Here is a 14,240-nt window from a genome sequence, read left to right as displayed (position 1 = left end):
GGTTAAAACCGTTCAGTCTCTCGGTTCGGGTGGCTCCGCAAGGATCCCAACCGCATACAGCAGTTTCTCGGTGACGGCCGTCCGCACCGCATCGGCCGTTGTCGTGCGAACGTCGATGACGCTGGCCTCCTGGGAGCCGAAGCCACCGGAACTGGCGGTATCGATCACGACCGTCCCAAGCCCCCAGCGTCGCTGGAAGAGCGTCCGGCGGTCGATCACGGTCTGGACGCGGTCGTCAGGCACCACGTGTGTCCGTCGCCGCCAAAATCCGGTCCGCGTGATTACGTATCCGTCGACGATGTCCCAGCCTCGATGGGCCCATTTCTTTCGGGCCGCGATCGGGACCGCCGCGTAAAGCGCCACGAGGCCATACCAGGGGACCGGTCCCACGAGCCAGCTCCCCAGGAAGCCAGCCCCCAACAGCGCCGTGACGACGATAGCGTACCGGACGGTGTAGCGCCGACGGGCCTCCGGGGCCGGCCGGTCGAATTCCACCGCGCCGAACTCCTCGACATCGCGAGCGAGTTCGAGGAGTCGGTCCCGTTTCGCGAGGGGCACGGCCGATTCGGCCCCGGACTCCGAGCCCGGGCCGTAGCCAGCCGTCTCGATCGTGAGCGAGGCGTAGCCGAAGTGCCGCATGAGCACGTTCTCCTCGATCACGATCGTCTGGATCTTGCCCGCGGGGATCGAGCCGTCGTACCGCTGGAGGAGGCCTCGTTCGTACCGGAGTTCGTCGCCCACGCGCGTGAGCGTGAACCCGTAGTAGCCGACGAATCGACTGAATCCGCCGAGGATCCAGACGGCCAGCCCTGCAAGCACAAGTCCGAACAGACCGAGGACGAAGACGACTGCAGCCGCCCGGCCGGCGAGATACTCGGTTGCAAATGGGGCCACAGTTGGCACGAGGACGAAGACGATCGAGAACAGCCGCGGGTCGAAGGAGAGGAGACTGTAAAGCACCAGATCCTCGTCCGAAAGCTCGAAGAGACGTTCGTGGGACTCCGCAGTCGTGTCTTCGGTGTCCGCGCTAACGGATTCGGACTCGTCGAGACTGCGCTTTCGGGTTCTGATCCCTTCCTGGAGTCGAGTTGCCTCGGCCCGGGAAACGAAATTGAGGGCCGCTTCCGTCGAACTGCCACCGGCGGTCTCGATCCCGACGGCCCCGATCCCGAGGGCCCGCTGGAATATCGACCGGGTGATGTCCACGTTCTGAATGCGACCCAGGGGGATGTCCCGTTCACGCCTGAAGAGCACGCCCGAGTGAATGTACAGGGAATCGTCGGTCAGTTCGTAGGTGAAAAACCGGTACCGCAGTATCTCGTATGCGAGTGCTCCAATGACGAACAGCACGGCCAACACCATCCCGAGGGAAGGCATCCAGAACGGGAGCAGCCCTGCTGCACGCAACGGTTCCTGAATCATCGAGCCGAGGACCGATCCGGCAATCGCCAGCCCGAGCGCTCGGCTGGCACCACGAACCGGAACGGTCAGAGGGTGGAGCTTAGACGCCATCGTCTGCTTCGTGTTCGCCGGCGAGTGCCCGAAGCCGTTCCTGGAGTGACTCCGCTCGATCCGGTTTGAGTCCCGGAATCCTCACGTCCGCCCCCCTGGAGCCCGCCGTGTAGACGACGACTCGGCTCAGGCCGAGTGCCCGCTCGAAGGGGTTTCGCTGGGTGTCGACGTGCTGGACCCGCACGTACGGGACGACCGTCCGAACGCGGGTGAACACGCCCCGATGCAGGAAGAGTGCATCGTCCTGCAGTTCGTAACGCCAGAGCCGAAATCTGAGATGGGCATGGCCGAGTAGGAGGACCGCCAAGAGGAGGAAGGCACCGATCGCCGCCGTCGGGAATCGCCACTCGAACCAGAAGGTCACGCCGGCGAGAACACCTGCCAGTACCGCAGCGAGGAGAACCGCGACGACTCCCCACAAGATCTGTACGCGGGGTGTGAGACGTTCCATGGGCGAACTGGGATTCCCACCCTCTTGAAAGACTGGGTGACCCTAGTCGGTCAGGATCCCGGGTTCGGTCATTGCCTCGGGGTCGATGACCTCCTCGGCTTCTGCCTCGGTGAGGTAGCCCCGCTCGACGGCAACCTCCCGAACGGTCTTTCCCTCTTCGAGCGCTGCTTTGGCGACCTCCGCGGCGGCATCGTAGCCGATGGCTGGATTCAGCGCCGTGGTCAGCGCCAGGCTTCGTTCGACCTGTTCGGCGCAAGCCTCCTCGTTCGCTTCGAGGTTGGCCACAAATCGTATCGCGAAGGTCTCCGCGCCGTTCGCAAGCAGGCGAGCGGACTGAAGGAAGTCGGTGGCGATCACCGGTTTGTAGAGGTTCAAATCGAGCTGACCGCCCGCTCCGCCTTTCGAGACGGTGGCGTCGTTGCCCACGATTCGGGCGTGAATTTGATTGACCGACTCGGCGACGACCGGGTTGATCTTCCCGGGCATGATCGAGGACCCGGGCTGGTTCTCGGGTTGTTCGATCTCACCGAGGCCGTTTCGAGGCCCGGAGGAAAGAAGTCGGAGGTCGTGGGCGATCTTGTCGAGCGAACCGGAGACGGTCCGGAGCGCCCCGTGGACGGATGCCATCGCGTCGTGAGCGGCCTGGGCCTCGAAGTGGTTGTCCGCTTCGCTGAACTCCGTTCCAGCCACGTCGCTGATCTCTGCGGCTGCCAGCTCCGCGAACTCCGGATGGGTGTTGAGCCCGGTGCCGACGGCGGTCCCGCCCAGGGCCAGTTCCCGGAGTTCGGCTTTGGTCGCTTCGATCCGCTCCATACCTTTCTCGATCTGGCTGCGATAGCCGCCGAACTCCTGGCCCAGCCGAACTGGGGTCGCGTCCTGCAGATGGGTCCGACCGGTCTTGACGACCCCGTCGAAGGCCGCTTCCTTCTCGGCGAGTGCATCCCGGAGCGTGCGGAGGGCGGGTTCCACGTCGTCCTCGATGGTTTCGAGAGCCGCAACGTGCATGGCCGTGGGAATCACGTCGTTCGAGGACTGCCCGAAGTTCACGTGATCGTTCGGGTGGACCGCCTTGCTGCCAATCGGTTCGCCCATGATCTCGGCGGCCCGGTTCGCGATCACCTCGTTTGCGTTCATGTTCGTCGAGGTCCCAGAGCCGGTCTGGAACACGTCGACCGGGAAGTGCTCGTCGAGGTCACCCTCGATGACCTCCGTGGCCGCCGCCTGGATCGCTTCGGCGATCTCCTCGGGAATCATCCCAAGCTGGGCGTTCGCCGCCGCTGCGGCTCGCTTGACGATGCCAAGTGCCCTGATGAACCGCCGGTCCATTCGTTCGTCGCTGATCGGGAAGTTCTCGATCGCGCGCTGGGTCTGGGCTCCCCAGTAGGCGTCGGCCGGGACGCTGATCTCGCCGAGGCTGTCGACTTCGATTCGCTCGTCGTCTCCCACGGTCATGGAGGCGATTCGTGTCCGGCCCCGTAAAACATCCCCTTTCTTACGTGAACTGATCGAGCCCGGTCTGGGCGACCGAATCCTCGATCCGCTCGAAGCCACGGGCGACTTCCTCGGGTGGGATCTCCCAGGTTTCGGTGACGTAGGCCCTGGCGGCGTCGATATCCGGATCGATCGAGAGGTCGAGATCGTACTCGGTCGTCACGTCCGGTTCGAGGAACAGGTTCCGGATCTGATCGGCGTACTCGATGTACTCGTCCTCGGCCTCAAGCACGCCCCAGAGGTCGCCGTGTTCCTTGACCGCGCTGAGGGCCGTTTTGGGACCGTAGCCTCGAAGCCCCTCGTTGAAGTCCGTCCCGCAGAGGATGCCGATATCGACCAGCTGGGACCACGTGATGTCGTGTTCCGAAAGGGTCGCCTCGAAGTCCATGAGTTCCGGGTCGTCACTGGTAGTGAGTTTGCGAAGCGTATAGGGGGCCCCCAGCAGGAGCGTGTCGTAGTCCTCGCTGCCGGCATAATCCACGTCGGGATCGTTTCGGGCCATCGCGGCGGCCTGGGCCTCACCTTCGGCCGGGGCCTCGACGATCGGAATGTCGAGATGGACAAGGAGTTCGCGTGTCGTCCGGTGGATCACGTCGGTCAGCCGCTGGGTTCGTGACTCCAATCTGGCGGCTTCGATTCGTTCGCCGGCTTCCCTGGCTGCTTCCATTCGCTTTTCGGCTTCCTCGCGTTTCTCGCGTCGGCGTGTCACCTCCTCGGTCTTGAGCTCTGTGACGCCGCCGTCGAAGACGAAGACCGGCGTCAGATCGTGTTCGAAGAACTTCGGCAGCCCCTGGACGACCCCGATGAGGTTGGCGACTTCTTCGCCCTCACCCGTCGTGTAGACCGAATCGCGGGTGAACTTCACCGTGGTCGTGAGATAGCGGTAGAGCCAGTTGTGCGCGTCGACGGCCACTACGTCACCATCCAGATCCTCGTAGGCCACCTCCGAGAGCACCGCCAGCTGTCTGAGATCTGCGAGCCCCATCGTGAGTTCCTTCGGCCGAGGGGGCCTAAGGGATACCGTTCATCGGTTCGGGTGGGCTCTCATCTTGTATCCACCGGTCGAGGAGTTGTGCCTGCCCTTCGGGTAGGTCACGGTCTGTGAAGCGATCTAAGCCGGCCCGGTAGCGCTCTCCACTCCGGTCGGCGGGCCAGGTAAGCACCAGTTCCGCGATTCCGGTTTCTTGGCCTGTGAAACCGAAACCGGCGCGATAGAGCGCGCGATACGCGATCGGATTGTTGACGGCGATCGCAATGCGCTCATAGCCCAGTTCGAGCAGCGTTTCACGAAGATTACAGACCAGTCGAGGGCCGAGTCCCTCGCCACGTCGGTCCGACCGAACCGTGAGATAGCGAATCCACGCCTGGTCGTCGTCCTCCCGGTCGCCGTTGAACGCCGCTGCCGCCAGGACCGATTCTGCCTCGCGAAGCACGGCCTTTCCCGTGTTGGTCATCTCGAATTTTCCGGCATAGGCGAAGGTCTGCCAGTCCAGTGTGAGCGAGGGGCCATCCGGCGGGACCCCCAGGACCGCGTACTCCATACCTCGCCGTTAGCGTGGCAGGCTTAAGGAACCCGCCCCTGGGTCGACCGTGCACGACGTCCCGATATTCGACCGGTTCGCCCCCGTCTACGACCTGTTCCTGCCGGGGACCGATGCCGCGCCACTCGCCGCGGGGTTGGAACTCGCCGAGCGGCCGGTCCAGCGTGTGCTCGATCTGGGCGGCGGGACGGGCCGGGCCGGCCGGGCCGTCAGCCCGGAGACGATCATCTTCGACGCCAGTCGGCCCATGCTCGAACAGGCCCGGGAGAACGGGTTCGAGACAGTCCGTGGTGATGCCCGGTCCATCCCCCTCCCGGCCGAGAGCGTCGACGCCGTGGTTTCAGTCGACGCCCTCCACCACCTGCCGTCGATCGAGGCGGTCCTGGGCGAGGTACACCGAATCCTGCGGCCCGGAGGCGTCTTCGTTCTCAGAGATTTCGATCCAACGACCATCCGGGGCCGCGGATTGGCACTGGGCGAGCGACTGGTTGGGTTCGAGTCGACGTTCGTGTCCGCCTCGTCGATTTCGGCGGCTCTCGAAGCCGCGGGCTTCACGGTCCAGACACTGGAAACCGGCTTCGTCTACACGATGGTCGGCCGGGTGGATTCGCCCTAGAGATACGGGGCCAGACCCAGTGCCTCCACGATCGGAACGCCGCCAGCGAGTGCGCCAACCAGGTACCCCGTGATCGCGCCGCCGTTGAGCAGGGGCAGACCAGCGTGGGGTCGCCCCTTCACGACCATCGCTAGGAGCCCGAGCAGCCCGAGCAGCGTGCCGACCATTGCCCCGAGCGCGGCCACTTCGAGCCCGAACAAAAGCGGGGTTTCGAGAAATACCGTCCCGCTGACGACCAGGATCGTCGGAATGACCACGTCCCCGAGGCCGATGAAGAAGGCGTCCCGCTCGAACGGATCCGCTGACTCTTCCGTTTCGGGGTCCGTCTCGGCTTTCATCTCGGCGACCATCTCCCGAAACGAGAACGAGCGTGTGGTCGGGAGGACGATCAGCACAGGCACCCGGAGTTCCATCACACCCGTCGCCAGGGTCAGCATGTGTTCGGTGCCGTATACGCTGATGGCGTCGTAGACAGCCAGCACTGTAAGCAAGAGAAGGACGGGCAGAATGTCCAGGCTGATACCGAACAGCGCTGCAGCGCCCATTCCCATGACCAGTCCCGAGGCGTCGATGACCCACCATTCCGGGTAGACTGCGAGGCCGACGATTACCGCTGCCGCCCCGATGACCGCCCCCAGATGGAACAACCCAGGGAAGTCAATGATGGGCGGGAGAACGACCGAGAAGACGTACGCCGAGATCAGCCCGCTCGTCAGGACGACAAACGCCCGCAGGAGTGCCGTCAAATCGTACTTCAGGAGCGCCAGCATGCCGACCGTCGCCACGAGGAGGACGCCGACGTAGAAGGCCGCATTCGCCGGGTCACTCGGGTCTTCGACGGCCTGGAACCCAGCTGCCGAAAACGGCCCCTGGAGAAACAGCGCCCCGAGCTGCACGGCGAGGAAGAATCCGACGGCACCGAGGATCACGATCGCGATCCGGCCACGAGAATGCATGGACTGAGTTACCCCGGTCTGACCCTTGGCCCTTGTGTTTTGTCAGTCCGGTCGCCAGTAAAGCGGTTGCTGGAGCAAGCTCGCGGGCCTGACCGAATCGTCCGGGGTAACCGCCAGATAGGGGGCCGCTACCGGGCCAAACACGTCGACCACGCGCCCGACCGTTTCGAGCGTTTCGTCGAGGGCCATGGTCCCGATCTGCGGGGGATCGTCGGTCGCCGATTCGAGGACCAGCAGACTGCCGGTGACCCGGGTGACGGTTCCGAGTCGCTGCATCAGTCCCTGAGTGCCTGCACGTAGGCGGCGACGGCCTGCAGGAGGTCACTCTTCCCGGCGTCGTCGGCGTTTGCCACGGCCACTCGGCCCGTCCGGTCCCGGGACTGGCGGGGATAGGCGAGGTCCGGTTCGATCGTCGCGTCGTACCCGACCTGTTTGACCGCCTCGGCGATCTCCTCGGGGGTTGGGTCTGCCACCGCCATTGCGCTCGGAACGCGTCGCCCCTCGCTGCGGGAGAGATCCGCGTCGAAGTAGGCCGGCCAGATGATGTTCTCGACCATTTGGGGGAAGCTACCCCGCCCAGCGGGTAAACGTTGACGGACAACTGTCGGTTCCCGGAGCGTGGTGACTAAGGCAACCGGTCCCAACCTGGAAGATATGCGTCGTTCCGTGGGTGTCTTGGTACTTGTACTCCTGCTCGTTGGGTCCCTGGTCGTCGCCCCAGTTGGCGCAAGCACTCCCGCGACAGGAACGGACCAGGCGGCTCAGTCAGCACTTACCGCCTCGGAGGACGAAATCGTTCGGACGTTCACCTTCTCGCTCACTCCTGGGGAACCGGGTGTCGTCGACGTCCGCATGCAATTTGCGGTTCCGGACCAGGTCTTCGAACTCGAAACGTCCGTGCCGGAGCGAGCCACCGTGACCGACACGAATGGGTTCAGCGCGGACGGCACGGGCAATTACACCTGGGACGGCGAGACGGCAAGCCCCTCTATCTCGCTGGCACTCGATGCGAACCGAACCGGGCAGTATCACTACAAACCCGGCCGCGCGGAACCCGATACGGAGAGCGGCTTGATGTTCGTGGACACGGGCGACTGGGCGTTAGTTTCGGTTCCCAGCACGAGCGTCTGGTGGCGTTATCGGGGGACCACCAGGCCCACTTTCGAGACCCGAACTGAGGTCGCCGGTTCTGGGGTGGCCGGTGATCGAATGGTCTATCTCGGCCCGCACTCGACGACGACCCGGGATATCGGCGATCAGACCGTCTCGCTGGTGGTTCCGGACGCCGCGACCCTGGAGTCCGAACCCGAATCCATTCTCGATACGATCGAAGCCGGCGAGCAAGCGTTGCCACCCAGTCCGGTCGAACGGAGCCTCCTCATCGCCGCCCCGACGAGCGTCGAGTGGGGTCCCTACGGGTTGGCCCAGCAGACGGACGCCTGGGTCCGGGCCGATCAGTCGGTTTCGGACCCGAACAACGTCTGGGTCCACGAGTTCGTCCACCTTCGCCAGGATTTCGAAACGACGACTGACACGCGGTGGATCCGGGAGGCGATGCCCGAGTACTACGCCGCCGCCCTGACGCTGGATCAAGGGCGGATCGACTTCGAGACCTTTGCCGAACACCTCGAACGAGGGACAAACGCCCGATACGACGAGACGGTTCTCTCCCAGCCGGATACCTGGGGGTCGCTGGCCAATTACGTCAAAGGAGCACTCGTTTACGGAACGATCGATTACCGGATTCGGGCCACCACGGATCGAACTCGTTCTGCTCGCCACCTCTTCACGGCGATGAACGCCCGCGATGGGCTGATCGATCAGGCGTTTCTCGACGCCGAACTCGCTGAACTCGGCGGGGAGACGATGGCGGGGGAACTCGACCGGTTCATAACGACCACGCGGACACCATCGATGTGGTCCGCACAGGACCACGAGACTGCGTTTGGGGCTTCCCCATCCGTGTTCCTGACCGACGTGAACGCTCCGATCGAGATTAGCGGGCCCTACCGGAACACGTCGGTCACTGGATCGATGCCCACGCTCGTCCCCGGTGAACGGATCTCGATTCCGGTCACGATCACGAACGACGGGGGAACGACGGGGGCCTACGAGGTGCCGCTAACTGTGGACGGCGTTCCAGTCGCCAACGCAACTGGCACACTCGATAGTGGTGAGAGCGCGGATCATCGACTCTCGTACACGGTCGAGCAAATTGGCACGAGCCAGCTCGTGGTTGGAACGAAGAGCTGGACTGTCAAAGTCGCGGAACCGGAAACCCCTGTGGTGACAGATTTGGGGGCCACACCCGCGACGATTCGACCGGGTGAGTCAGTGACGCTCACCGTCGCCATCGCGAATCAAGGTGACCGACCTGCGACGGGAACAGTGACGCCACGGCTTGATGGCACCGCATTAGAGCCGATAGACCTCGACCTGGATGTGAACGAGACGGCAGAACGGACCCAGCAGATAACCCTGGAGGATACAGGCGAGCACACGATAACTACAGGTGACCGCTCCGTTACGATCAACGTCGCCGAATACACCGAAACACACCAGACAACTCCGACAGAGACACCAGGATTCACCCACGCAGTTGGGTTGATTGCCCTCCTCCTCACCAGCTTGATTGCCGGCCAACGAGACCAGTGAAGGCCGGTCGGTACCAAAACGTATATATTGTACCACAATTCTACCTTCCGGTGAACCATGTCCGGATCTCAGCGAATGGGTGGAGGACAGCCAGTCTTCATCCTCAACGAAGACGCAGAGCGAACACAGGGCAAAGACGCCCGTACGACGAATATCACGGCGGGCAAGGCCATCGCCGAATCGGTCCGGACCACCCTCGGACCGAAGGGGATGGACAAGATGCTCGTCAGCGACTCGGGGGACGTCGTCATCACGAACGACGGGGCGACGATCCTCGATGAGATGGACATCGAGCATCCGGCCGCCCAGATGCTCGTCGAGGTCGCCGAGTCCCAGGAGGAGGCTGTCGGCGATGGCACGACCAGCGCCGCAATCCTCGCCGGCCAACTGCTCTCCGAGGCCGAGGACTTCATCGAAGACGAGATTCACCCGACGACCATCGTCGAAGGCTTCTCCCAGGCACGCGACATCGCTCTCGACGCCCTGGACGAGGAGGTACTCGACGTCGATCTCGACGACGATCTGCTGACGAAGGTCGCCCGCTCCTCGATGACTGGCAAGGGGACCGGCGGCATCACGGCCGAAACCCTGGCCGAGAGTATCGTTCATGCCGTCCGCCAGGTGGAGTCCGGGGGAACCGTCCACGACGAGAACATCCAGATCGTAACCCAGGCCGGGGAGTCCTCCAGCGCGACCGAGGTCGTTGATGGTGTCGTCATCGACGAGGAGCCGCTTCGCGAGGACATGCCCCGGCTCGTCGAGGACGCCACCGTGGCCGTCGTCGACACCGACCTTGACACTCGCGAAGCCGAAGCCGACGTTGAGTACAACGTACAGAGCGCCTCTCAGCTCGACACGGCCATCGAGGCCGAACAGCAAGAACTCCGTCAGTACGCCGACGCCCTGGCCGAGGCTGGCGTCGACGCGGCCTTCGTCACGGGCGACGTCGCAGACATGACTGCGGGCTTCCTCGCGAACGCCGGCATTCTCGCCTTCGACTCGCTCAGCTCCGACGACGCCGACGCGATCAGCCGGACGACGGGTGCAAGTCGCCTCGCAACTGTCGAGGACATCGACGCGGCTGATCTCGGTTCCGCCGAGAGCCTCTCCGTCGAGCGGTTCGGCGACGACGAACTCCTCTTTGTCTCCGGCGGTGCCGAAGCCGAAGCCGTGACCCTGTTCGTTCGCGCGGGAACGGCCCACGTGCTCGACGAACTCGAACGCGCCGTCAACGACGGCGTCGACGCCGTCCTGGCTGCAGCCGAATCCGGCGGCGTCGTTCCCGGTGCGGGCTGCACCGAGGTTCGAATCGCTAACGCCGTTCGGTCGGCCGCAGCAGGCATCGAGGGCCGCGAACAGCTCGCCGTCGAAGCCTTCGCCGACGCGCTCGACTCGATCCCGCGAACGATCGCCGAGAACACTGGCATGGACCCGATCGACGCCCTCGTCGAGGTCCGGGCCGCAAACGAGAGCGGCCGCGGCGGCATTCTGGCCGAATCCGAACGCGGGACCGTCGAGGATCCCGTCGAATACGGCGTCCTCGATCCCGTCGCAGTCAAGCGTGAAGTGCTGAGTTCGGCCACCGAGGCCGCGACGATGATCGTCCGTATCGACGACGTCATCTCTGCGGAGTAACCTCCCTAGATCTGGGGAGTAGCGTTTTTCGGTGACCGGCCCGTTTCATTCGATATGAACCAGCGGTCCGCCCAGTACTTGAACCACTCGCAGGGGGCCTGGGCCGTCGAATACGCCCGACAGGTCGTCGAAGACGCTGTTCGCGAGGATCGCACGCCCGAGCGAGCGGACGCAGTGGACCCGGTATTCGAGGTAAATCGCGGTGCGTTCGTCACACTTGAGAAAGCAGGGGATCTCCGGGGGTGTATTGGCAGACCGTCAGCCAGTCAACCGGCAATCGAGGCCATTCACGCGGCGGCAATCGGCGCCGCGACCGACGATCCGCGGTTCCCTCCCGTCGTGGAGTCGGAACTGGCCCCCCTCACGGTCGAAGTGAGCGTGCTGACGCCGCCCGAGCCCATTGAATCTCCCGACCCCTCGGCTATCGAAGTCGGCCGGGACGGCCTGATCGTGGGGCGGGACGGAGACCGTGGGCTGCTCCTGCCGCAGGTCGCCGTCGACCAGGGCTGGGACGCAAGGACCTTCCTGGCACAGACCTGTCGCAAGGCGGGATTGCCCACCGATTGCTGGCGGGACACGCCAACCGAGGTCGAACGGTTCAGTGCCCAGGTATTCCAGGAACGTGAACCCAGAGGTGAGATCGAAGCCGTCAGAATCTCCGCGGGGGACTAGATTGCATGTCAAGGGTCAGATCCCCCTCCGTCGCCGGGCAGTTCTACGCCGGCACTGCGCCTGGCTTGCGTGAGCAGATCCAATCGGCTTTCGAACATTCGGTGGGACCGGGCGCCCCTCCGGATGTCACTGACCGCGAAGCCTCGCTCGTGGGGCTGGTTTCGCCCCACGCAGGGTACCCATATTCGGGTCCCATCGCAGCCCACGGGTTCTCCAGGCTGGCGGCGTCTGGACGCCCGGACGTGGTCGTGCTGATCGGGCCGAACCACAGTGCCGCCGGCGCACCGCTCGCTATCAGCGGGGCTTCAGCCTGGGAGACGCCGCTCGGGACGGCCCCCGTCAGCGATTCGCTCCGGGACAAACTGGCCGATTTCCCCGGCCTCACAATTGACGAAGCGACTCACGCAGGCGAACACTCTCTGGAAGTGCAGGTGCCGTTCCTCCAGTATCTCTACGACGACCCGGTTCCGATTCTCCCGATCGTCATGTCCAGGCAGAACGAGGCGACGATCGAGCAACTGAGAGCGGCACTCTCGAACGCACTCACTGCCGACCGGAACGCGGTCCTTCTCGCGTCGACGGACCTTACACACTACGAACCCGCTCCAGTCGCCCGGGAGCAGGACGGGCCTATTCTCGACGCGATCAGCAGCCTGAATGCGGATCCCATCGTGCAGGCTGCCCGATCCGGACACACCATGTGTGGCTGGGGCCCGACGGCTTCGGTCCTCCAGGCAAGTGCGGATTTGAGCGCGGAGACAGGAACAATTCGCCAGTACGCCACGAGTGGAGACACGGCAGGTGAACCGGACTCGGTCGTCGGCTACGTCTCGGCGACACTCGAATGACCTGCCTGTCCGAGACCGGGTCCTTTATATGGAGGTGACTGCCCCCAGCGAGTATGCGCCTGACGCGTCGTGCGTTGCTTCGCAGTGGCTCGGCAGTGGGACTCGGCGCGATCGCCGGGTGTGTGAGCCCACCAGTTCCAGAATCGGACGATTCACTCCCGACACCGTCACTCGGGTCGACTGACGCACCCGTTGTCGTCCAGTCCTTTGAAGATTTCACCTGTGGATACTGCAAGCAATTCGCCCTGGAGATCCGCCCCCGGATCGAGAGCGAGTACGTCGAATCCGGGCAGGTTCGATTCGAACGGTACGATTACCCGTTTCTGGACGAGGAGTGGTCCTGGAAGGCAGCGAGTGCGGCCCGAGCAGTCCAGGCCGAACACGGTTCGGAGACGTTTTTCGACTACGCCGACCGGCTCTACGAAACCGAAGAGGACTTCTCAGTCGAGTTGTTCGGGACCCTGGCCGCGGCTGTGGGGGCCGACCCGGAGACGGTCGAAAAGGCGGCTCGGGAAGAGCAGTACCGCTCGCGTCTGGAAGCTGACAGGGACCTCGGCGACGAGCGAGACGTCTCCAAGACCCCGACAGTGTTCGTGAACGGGGAGCGACCGGAGTCGCCCCGATACCGACACCTCGCGCCTGCTATCGACCGCCTGCTCTAGGTGGATTCAAGGGCTTGCCATTCGCTGTGTCAGTATGGCCGACCACCCCTGGCGACCAGCGGCCGAACCGCCAGCGACGATCGAGACGCTCCGCGAATCGATTCCTGCCCTCGCGGATCACACCTATCTCAACTGGGGGGCGAGCGGCCCCAGCCCACGAACTGTCGTCGAGGCCACCGAATCCGCCCTGGAGTATCACGAGTACGAGGCCGCCGGTGACGGTATGTACACCGTCGCCGACGAAATTTTCGACGTGACGCGAGACCGAATCGCGAACTTCGTCGGTGCCGATGCAACGGAGATCGCACTGACTCAGAGTACGACGGCGGGAATCAACCGAATCGCCTCGGCCATCGATTTCGAACCCGGTGCTGTCGTCGTCACGACGGATCTGGAACACGCCGCCGGTCGGCTTCCCTGGACGCGGCTCGCGGAACGGGCCGATATCGAGATTCGAGTGATCGAGACCGAAGACGGTCGGATCGACCAGTCGGCAGCCGCAGACGCCCTCGAGGATGCCCAACTGTTCTGTTTCAGCGCGATCGACTGGCTGTACGGTCGTGTTCATCCCGTTTCGGAGTTGACCGACCTGGCACACGAACAAAATGCCCTCGCACTGGTTGATGCCGTCCAGGTGCCTGGCCAGCACCCGATCGACGTGTCGGCCTGGGGCGCCGACATCGTCGCTGGGGCGGGCCACAAGTGGCTTCTGGGGCCCTGGGGTGCCGGGTTCCTCTACGTCTCGACGGCAGTCGTCGACGATCTGGAGCCGACCCAGATCGGGTATCGAAGCGTCGCCTCGTCTTCGGGTGGGACATACGAGTTCCACCCCGACGCCACACGATTCGAACTCGGAACGATGAGTCCCGCCCCCTTTGCCGGTCTCCGGCGGGCGATCGAGACAATCGAGAGGATCGGCGCGGAGACCATTCACGACCGGATCCGCGAGCACCGCGACCGGTTCGTGGCGGGAATCGAGCCGGCCCGCCTTCGAAGTCCCGAGGATGGCCGTTCCGGGCTGGTGACCGTTCGTGACCCGGATCCGGAACGGACCGTCGAACGGCTGGCCGAGGACTCGATTACCCTCCGGGCCGTCCCGTTACCCGAGTCAATTCGCCTTTCGTTCCATGCCGTCAACAGCACGCGAGACGTCGACCGCGTCCTCGATGCCTTGGACACAACCTGAGAGGGACTAGCGGGT

Annotated in this window: 15 protein-coding genes; 7 read left to right on the top strand and 8 right to left on the bottom strand. The window is 64.2% G+C overall.

Translation table 11 applies throughout. The annotated features are described in order from the left end of the window. Positions 1-12: 12 nt before the first annotated feature. From RH831_RS08135 to RH831_RS08115, 5 genes are read right to left on the bottom strand one after another with little or no spacing between them, the layout of a single operon-like run. A complete protein-coding gene (locus RH831_RS08135; protein ID WP_310553709.1) occupies positions 13-1,512 on the bottom strand; it encodes a PH domain-containing protein in 1,500 nt (499 codons plus the stop codon). Next, on the bottom strand, positions 1,502-1,963 hold the full coding sequence (locus RH831_RS08130; RefSeq protein ID WP_310553708.1) for a PH domain-containing protein: 462 nt from the start codon (positions 1,961-1,963) through the stop codon (positions 1,502-1,504). The genes RH831_RS08135 and RH831_RS08130 overlap by 11 nt, the downstream gene beginning before the upstream one ends. A 42-nt stretch (positions 1,964-2,005) precedes the next feature. Further along, a complete protein-coding gene (locus RH831_RS08125) occupies positions 2,006-3,409 on the bottom strand; it encodes a class II fumarate hydratase (RefSeq protein ID WP_310554144.1) in 1,404 nt (467 codons plus the stop codon). A 46-nt stretch (positions 3,410-3,455) separates the two neighbouring features. After that, entirely contained in the window at positions 3,456-4,439 is a 984-nt protein-coding gene (gene fen, locus RH831_RS08120; protein WP_310553707.1) for a flap endonuclease-1, read from the bottom strand. Positions 4,440-4,464: 25 nt separating this feature from the next. Further along, the gene (locus RH831_RS08115) at positions 4,465-4,995 is read right to left on the bottom strand and encodes a GNAT family N-acetyltransferase (protein WP_310553706.1); all 531 of its coding nucleotides are present in this window, start codon (positions 4,993-4,995) and stop codon (positions 4,465-4,467) included. A gap of 49 nt (positions 4,996-5,044) precedes the next feature. Here RH831_RS08115 and RH831_RS08110 point away from each other — a divergent pair, with 49 nt between their 5' ends. Beyond that, complete coding sequence (locus RH831_RS08110; protein ID WP_310553705.1) at positions 5,045-5,611, top strand: class I SAM-dependent methyltransferase; 567 nt, start codon at positions 5,045-5,047, stop codon at positions 5,609-5,611. Here RH831_RS08110 and RH831_RS08105 read toward each other — a convergent pair. The 3 genes from RH831_RS08105 to srp19 are packed head-to-tail and all read right to left on the bottom strand — an operon-like array spanning position 5,608 to position 7,124. Next, the gene (locus RH831_RS08105; protein WP_310553704.1) at positions 5,608-6,567 is read right to left on the bottom strand and encodes a presenilin family intramembrane aspartyl protease PSH; all 960 of its coding nucleotides are present in this window, start codon (positions 6,565-6,567) and stop codon (positions 5,608-5,610) included. The genes RH831_RS08110 and RH831_RS08105 overlap by 4 nt on opposite strands. Positions 6,568-6,609: 42 nt before the next feature. After that, complete coding sequence (locus RH831_RS08100; protein WP_310553703.1) at positions 6,610-6,843, bottom strand: Gar1/Naf1 family protein; 234 nt, start codon at positions 6,841-6,843, stop codon at positions 6,610-6,612. Next, positions 6,843-7,124 (bottom strand): signal recognition particle subunit SRP19, encoded by a 282-nt coding sequence (gene srp19 / locus RH831_RS08095; RefSeq protein WP_310553702.1) that lies wholly within the window; start codon positions 7,122-7,124, stop codon positions 6,843-6,845. The genes RH831_RS08100 and srp19 overlap by 1 nt, the downstream gene beginning before the upstream one ends. A gap of 97 nt (positions 7,125-7,221) precedes the next feature. Here srp19 and RH831_RS08090 point away from each other — a divergent pair, with 97 nt between their 5' ends. The 6 genes from RH831_RS08090 to RH831_RS08065 are packed head-to-tail and all read left to right on the top strand — an operon-like array spanning position 7,222 to position 14,225. Beyond that, entirely contained in the window at positions 7,222-9,222 is a 2,001-nt protein-coding gene (locus RH831_RS08090; RefSeq protein WP_310553701.1) for a hypothetical protein, read from the top strand. A gap of 57 nt (positions 9,223-9,279) precedes the next feature. Then, a complete protein-coding gene (thsA, locus tag RH831_RS08085; RefSeq protein ID WP_310553700.1) occupies positions 9,280-10,857 on the top strand; it encodes a thermosome subunit alpha in 1,578 nt (525 codons plus the stop codon). A gap of 54 nt (positions 10,858-10,911) precedes the next feature. After that, positions 10,912-11,529, top strand: a complete 618-nt coding sequence (locus tag RH831_RS08080; RefSeq protein WP_310553699.1) for a TIGR00296 family protein — start codon at positions 10,912-10,914, stop codon at positions 11,527-11,529. 5 nt (positions 11,530-11,534) lie between these two features. Further along, the gene (gene amrB, locus RH831_RS08075) at positions 11,535-12,377 is read left to right on the top strand and encodes an AmmeMemoRadiSam system protein B (protein ID WP_310553698.1); all 843 of its coding nucleotides are present in this window, start codon (positions 11,535-11,537) and stop codon (positions 12,375-12,377) included. 53 nt (positions 12,378-12,430) lie between these two features. Further along, the gene (locus tag RH831_RS08070) at positions 12,431-13,039 is read left to right on the top strand and encodes a thioredoxin domain-containing protein (protein ID WP_310553697.1); all 609 of its coding nucleotides are present in this window, start codon (positions 12,431-12,433) and stop codon (positions 13,037-13,039) included. A 34-nt stretch (positions 13,040-13,073) separates the two neighbouring features. Beyond that, the gene (locus RH831_RS08065; RefSeq protein WP_310553696.1) at positions 13,074-14,225 is read left to right on the top strand and encodes an aminotransferase class V-fold PLP-dependent enzyme; all 1,152 of its coding nucleotides are present in this window, start codon (positions 13,074-13,076) and stop codon (positions 14,223-14,225) included. Positions 14,226-14,240 lie beyond the last annotated feature (15 nt).

Origin of the sequence: Halodesulfurarchaeum sp. HSR-GB (assembly GCF_031432215.1) — an archaeon.
Classification (GTDB): domain Archaea; phylum Halobacteriota; class Halobacteria; order Halobacteriales; family Halobacteriaceae; genus Halodesulfurarchaeum.
This window is presented reverse-complemented; position numbering and strand designations above follow the sequence as displayed.

Coding starts and splice junctions, on each gene's coding strand:
- RH831_RS08135 (WP_310553709.1), bottom strand. CDS start 1,512: ATGGCGTCTAAGCTCCACCCTCTGACCGTTCCGGTTCGTGGTGCCAGC.
- RH831_RS08130 (WP_310553708.1), bottom strand. CDS start 1,963: ATGGAACGTCTCACACCCCGCGTACAGATCTTGTGGGGAGTCGTCGCG.
- fen (WP_310553707.1), bottom strand. CDS start 4,439: ATGGGGCTCGCAGATCTCAGACAGCTGGCGGTGCTCTCGGAGGTGGCC.
- RH831_RS08115 (WP_310553706.1), bottom strand. CDS start 4,995: ATGGAGTACGCGGTCCTGGGGGTCCCGCCGGATGGCCCCTCGCTCACA.
- RH831_RS08105 (WP_310553704.1), bottom strand. CDS start 6,567: ATGCATTCTCGTGGCCGGATCGCGATCGTGATCCTCGGTGCCGTCGGA.
- RH831_RS08100 (WP_310553703.1), bottom strand. CDS start 6,843: ATGCAGCGACTCGGAACCGTCACCCGGGTCACCGGCAGTCTGCTGGTC.
- srp19 (WP_310553702.1), bottom strand. CDS start 7,124: ATGGTCGAGAACATCATCTGGCCGGCCTACTTCGACGCGGATCTCTCC.
- RH831_RS08090 (WP_310553701.1), top strand. CDS start 7,222: ATGCGTCGTTCCGTGGGTGTCTTGGTACTTGTACTCCTGCTCGTTGGG.
- thsA (WP_310553700.1), top strand. CDS start 9,280: ATGTCCGGATCTCAGCGAATGGGTGGAGGACAGCCAGTCTTCATCCTC.
- RH831_RS08080 (WP_310553699.1), top strand. CDS start 10,912: ATGAACCAGCGGTCCGCCCAGTACTTGAACCACTCGCAGGGGGCCTGG.
- amrB (WP_310553698.1), top strand. CDS start 11,535: ATGTCAAGGGTCAGATCCCCCTCCGTCGCCGGGCAGTTCTACGCCGGC.
- RH831_RS08070 (WP_310553697.1), top strand. CDS start 12,431: ATGCGCCTGACGCGTCGTGCGTTGCTTCGCAGTGGCTCGGCAGTGGGA.
- RH831_RS08065 (WP_310553696.1), top strand. CDS start 13,074: ATGGCCGACCACCCCTGGCGACCAGCGGCCGAACCGCCAGCGACGATC.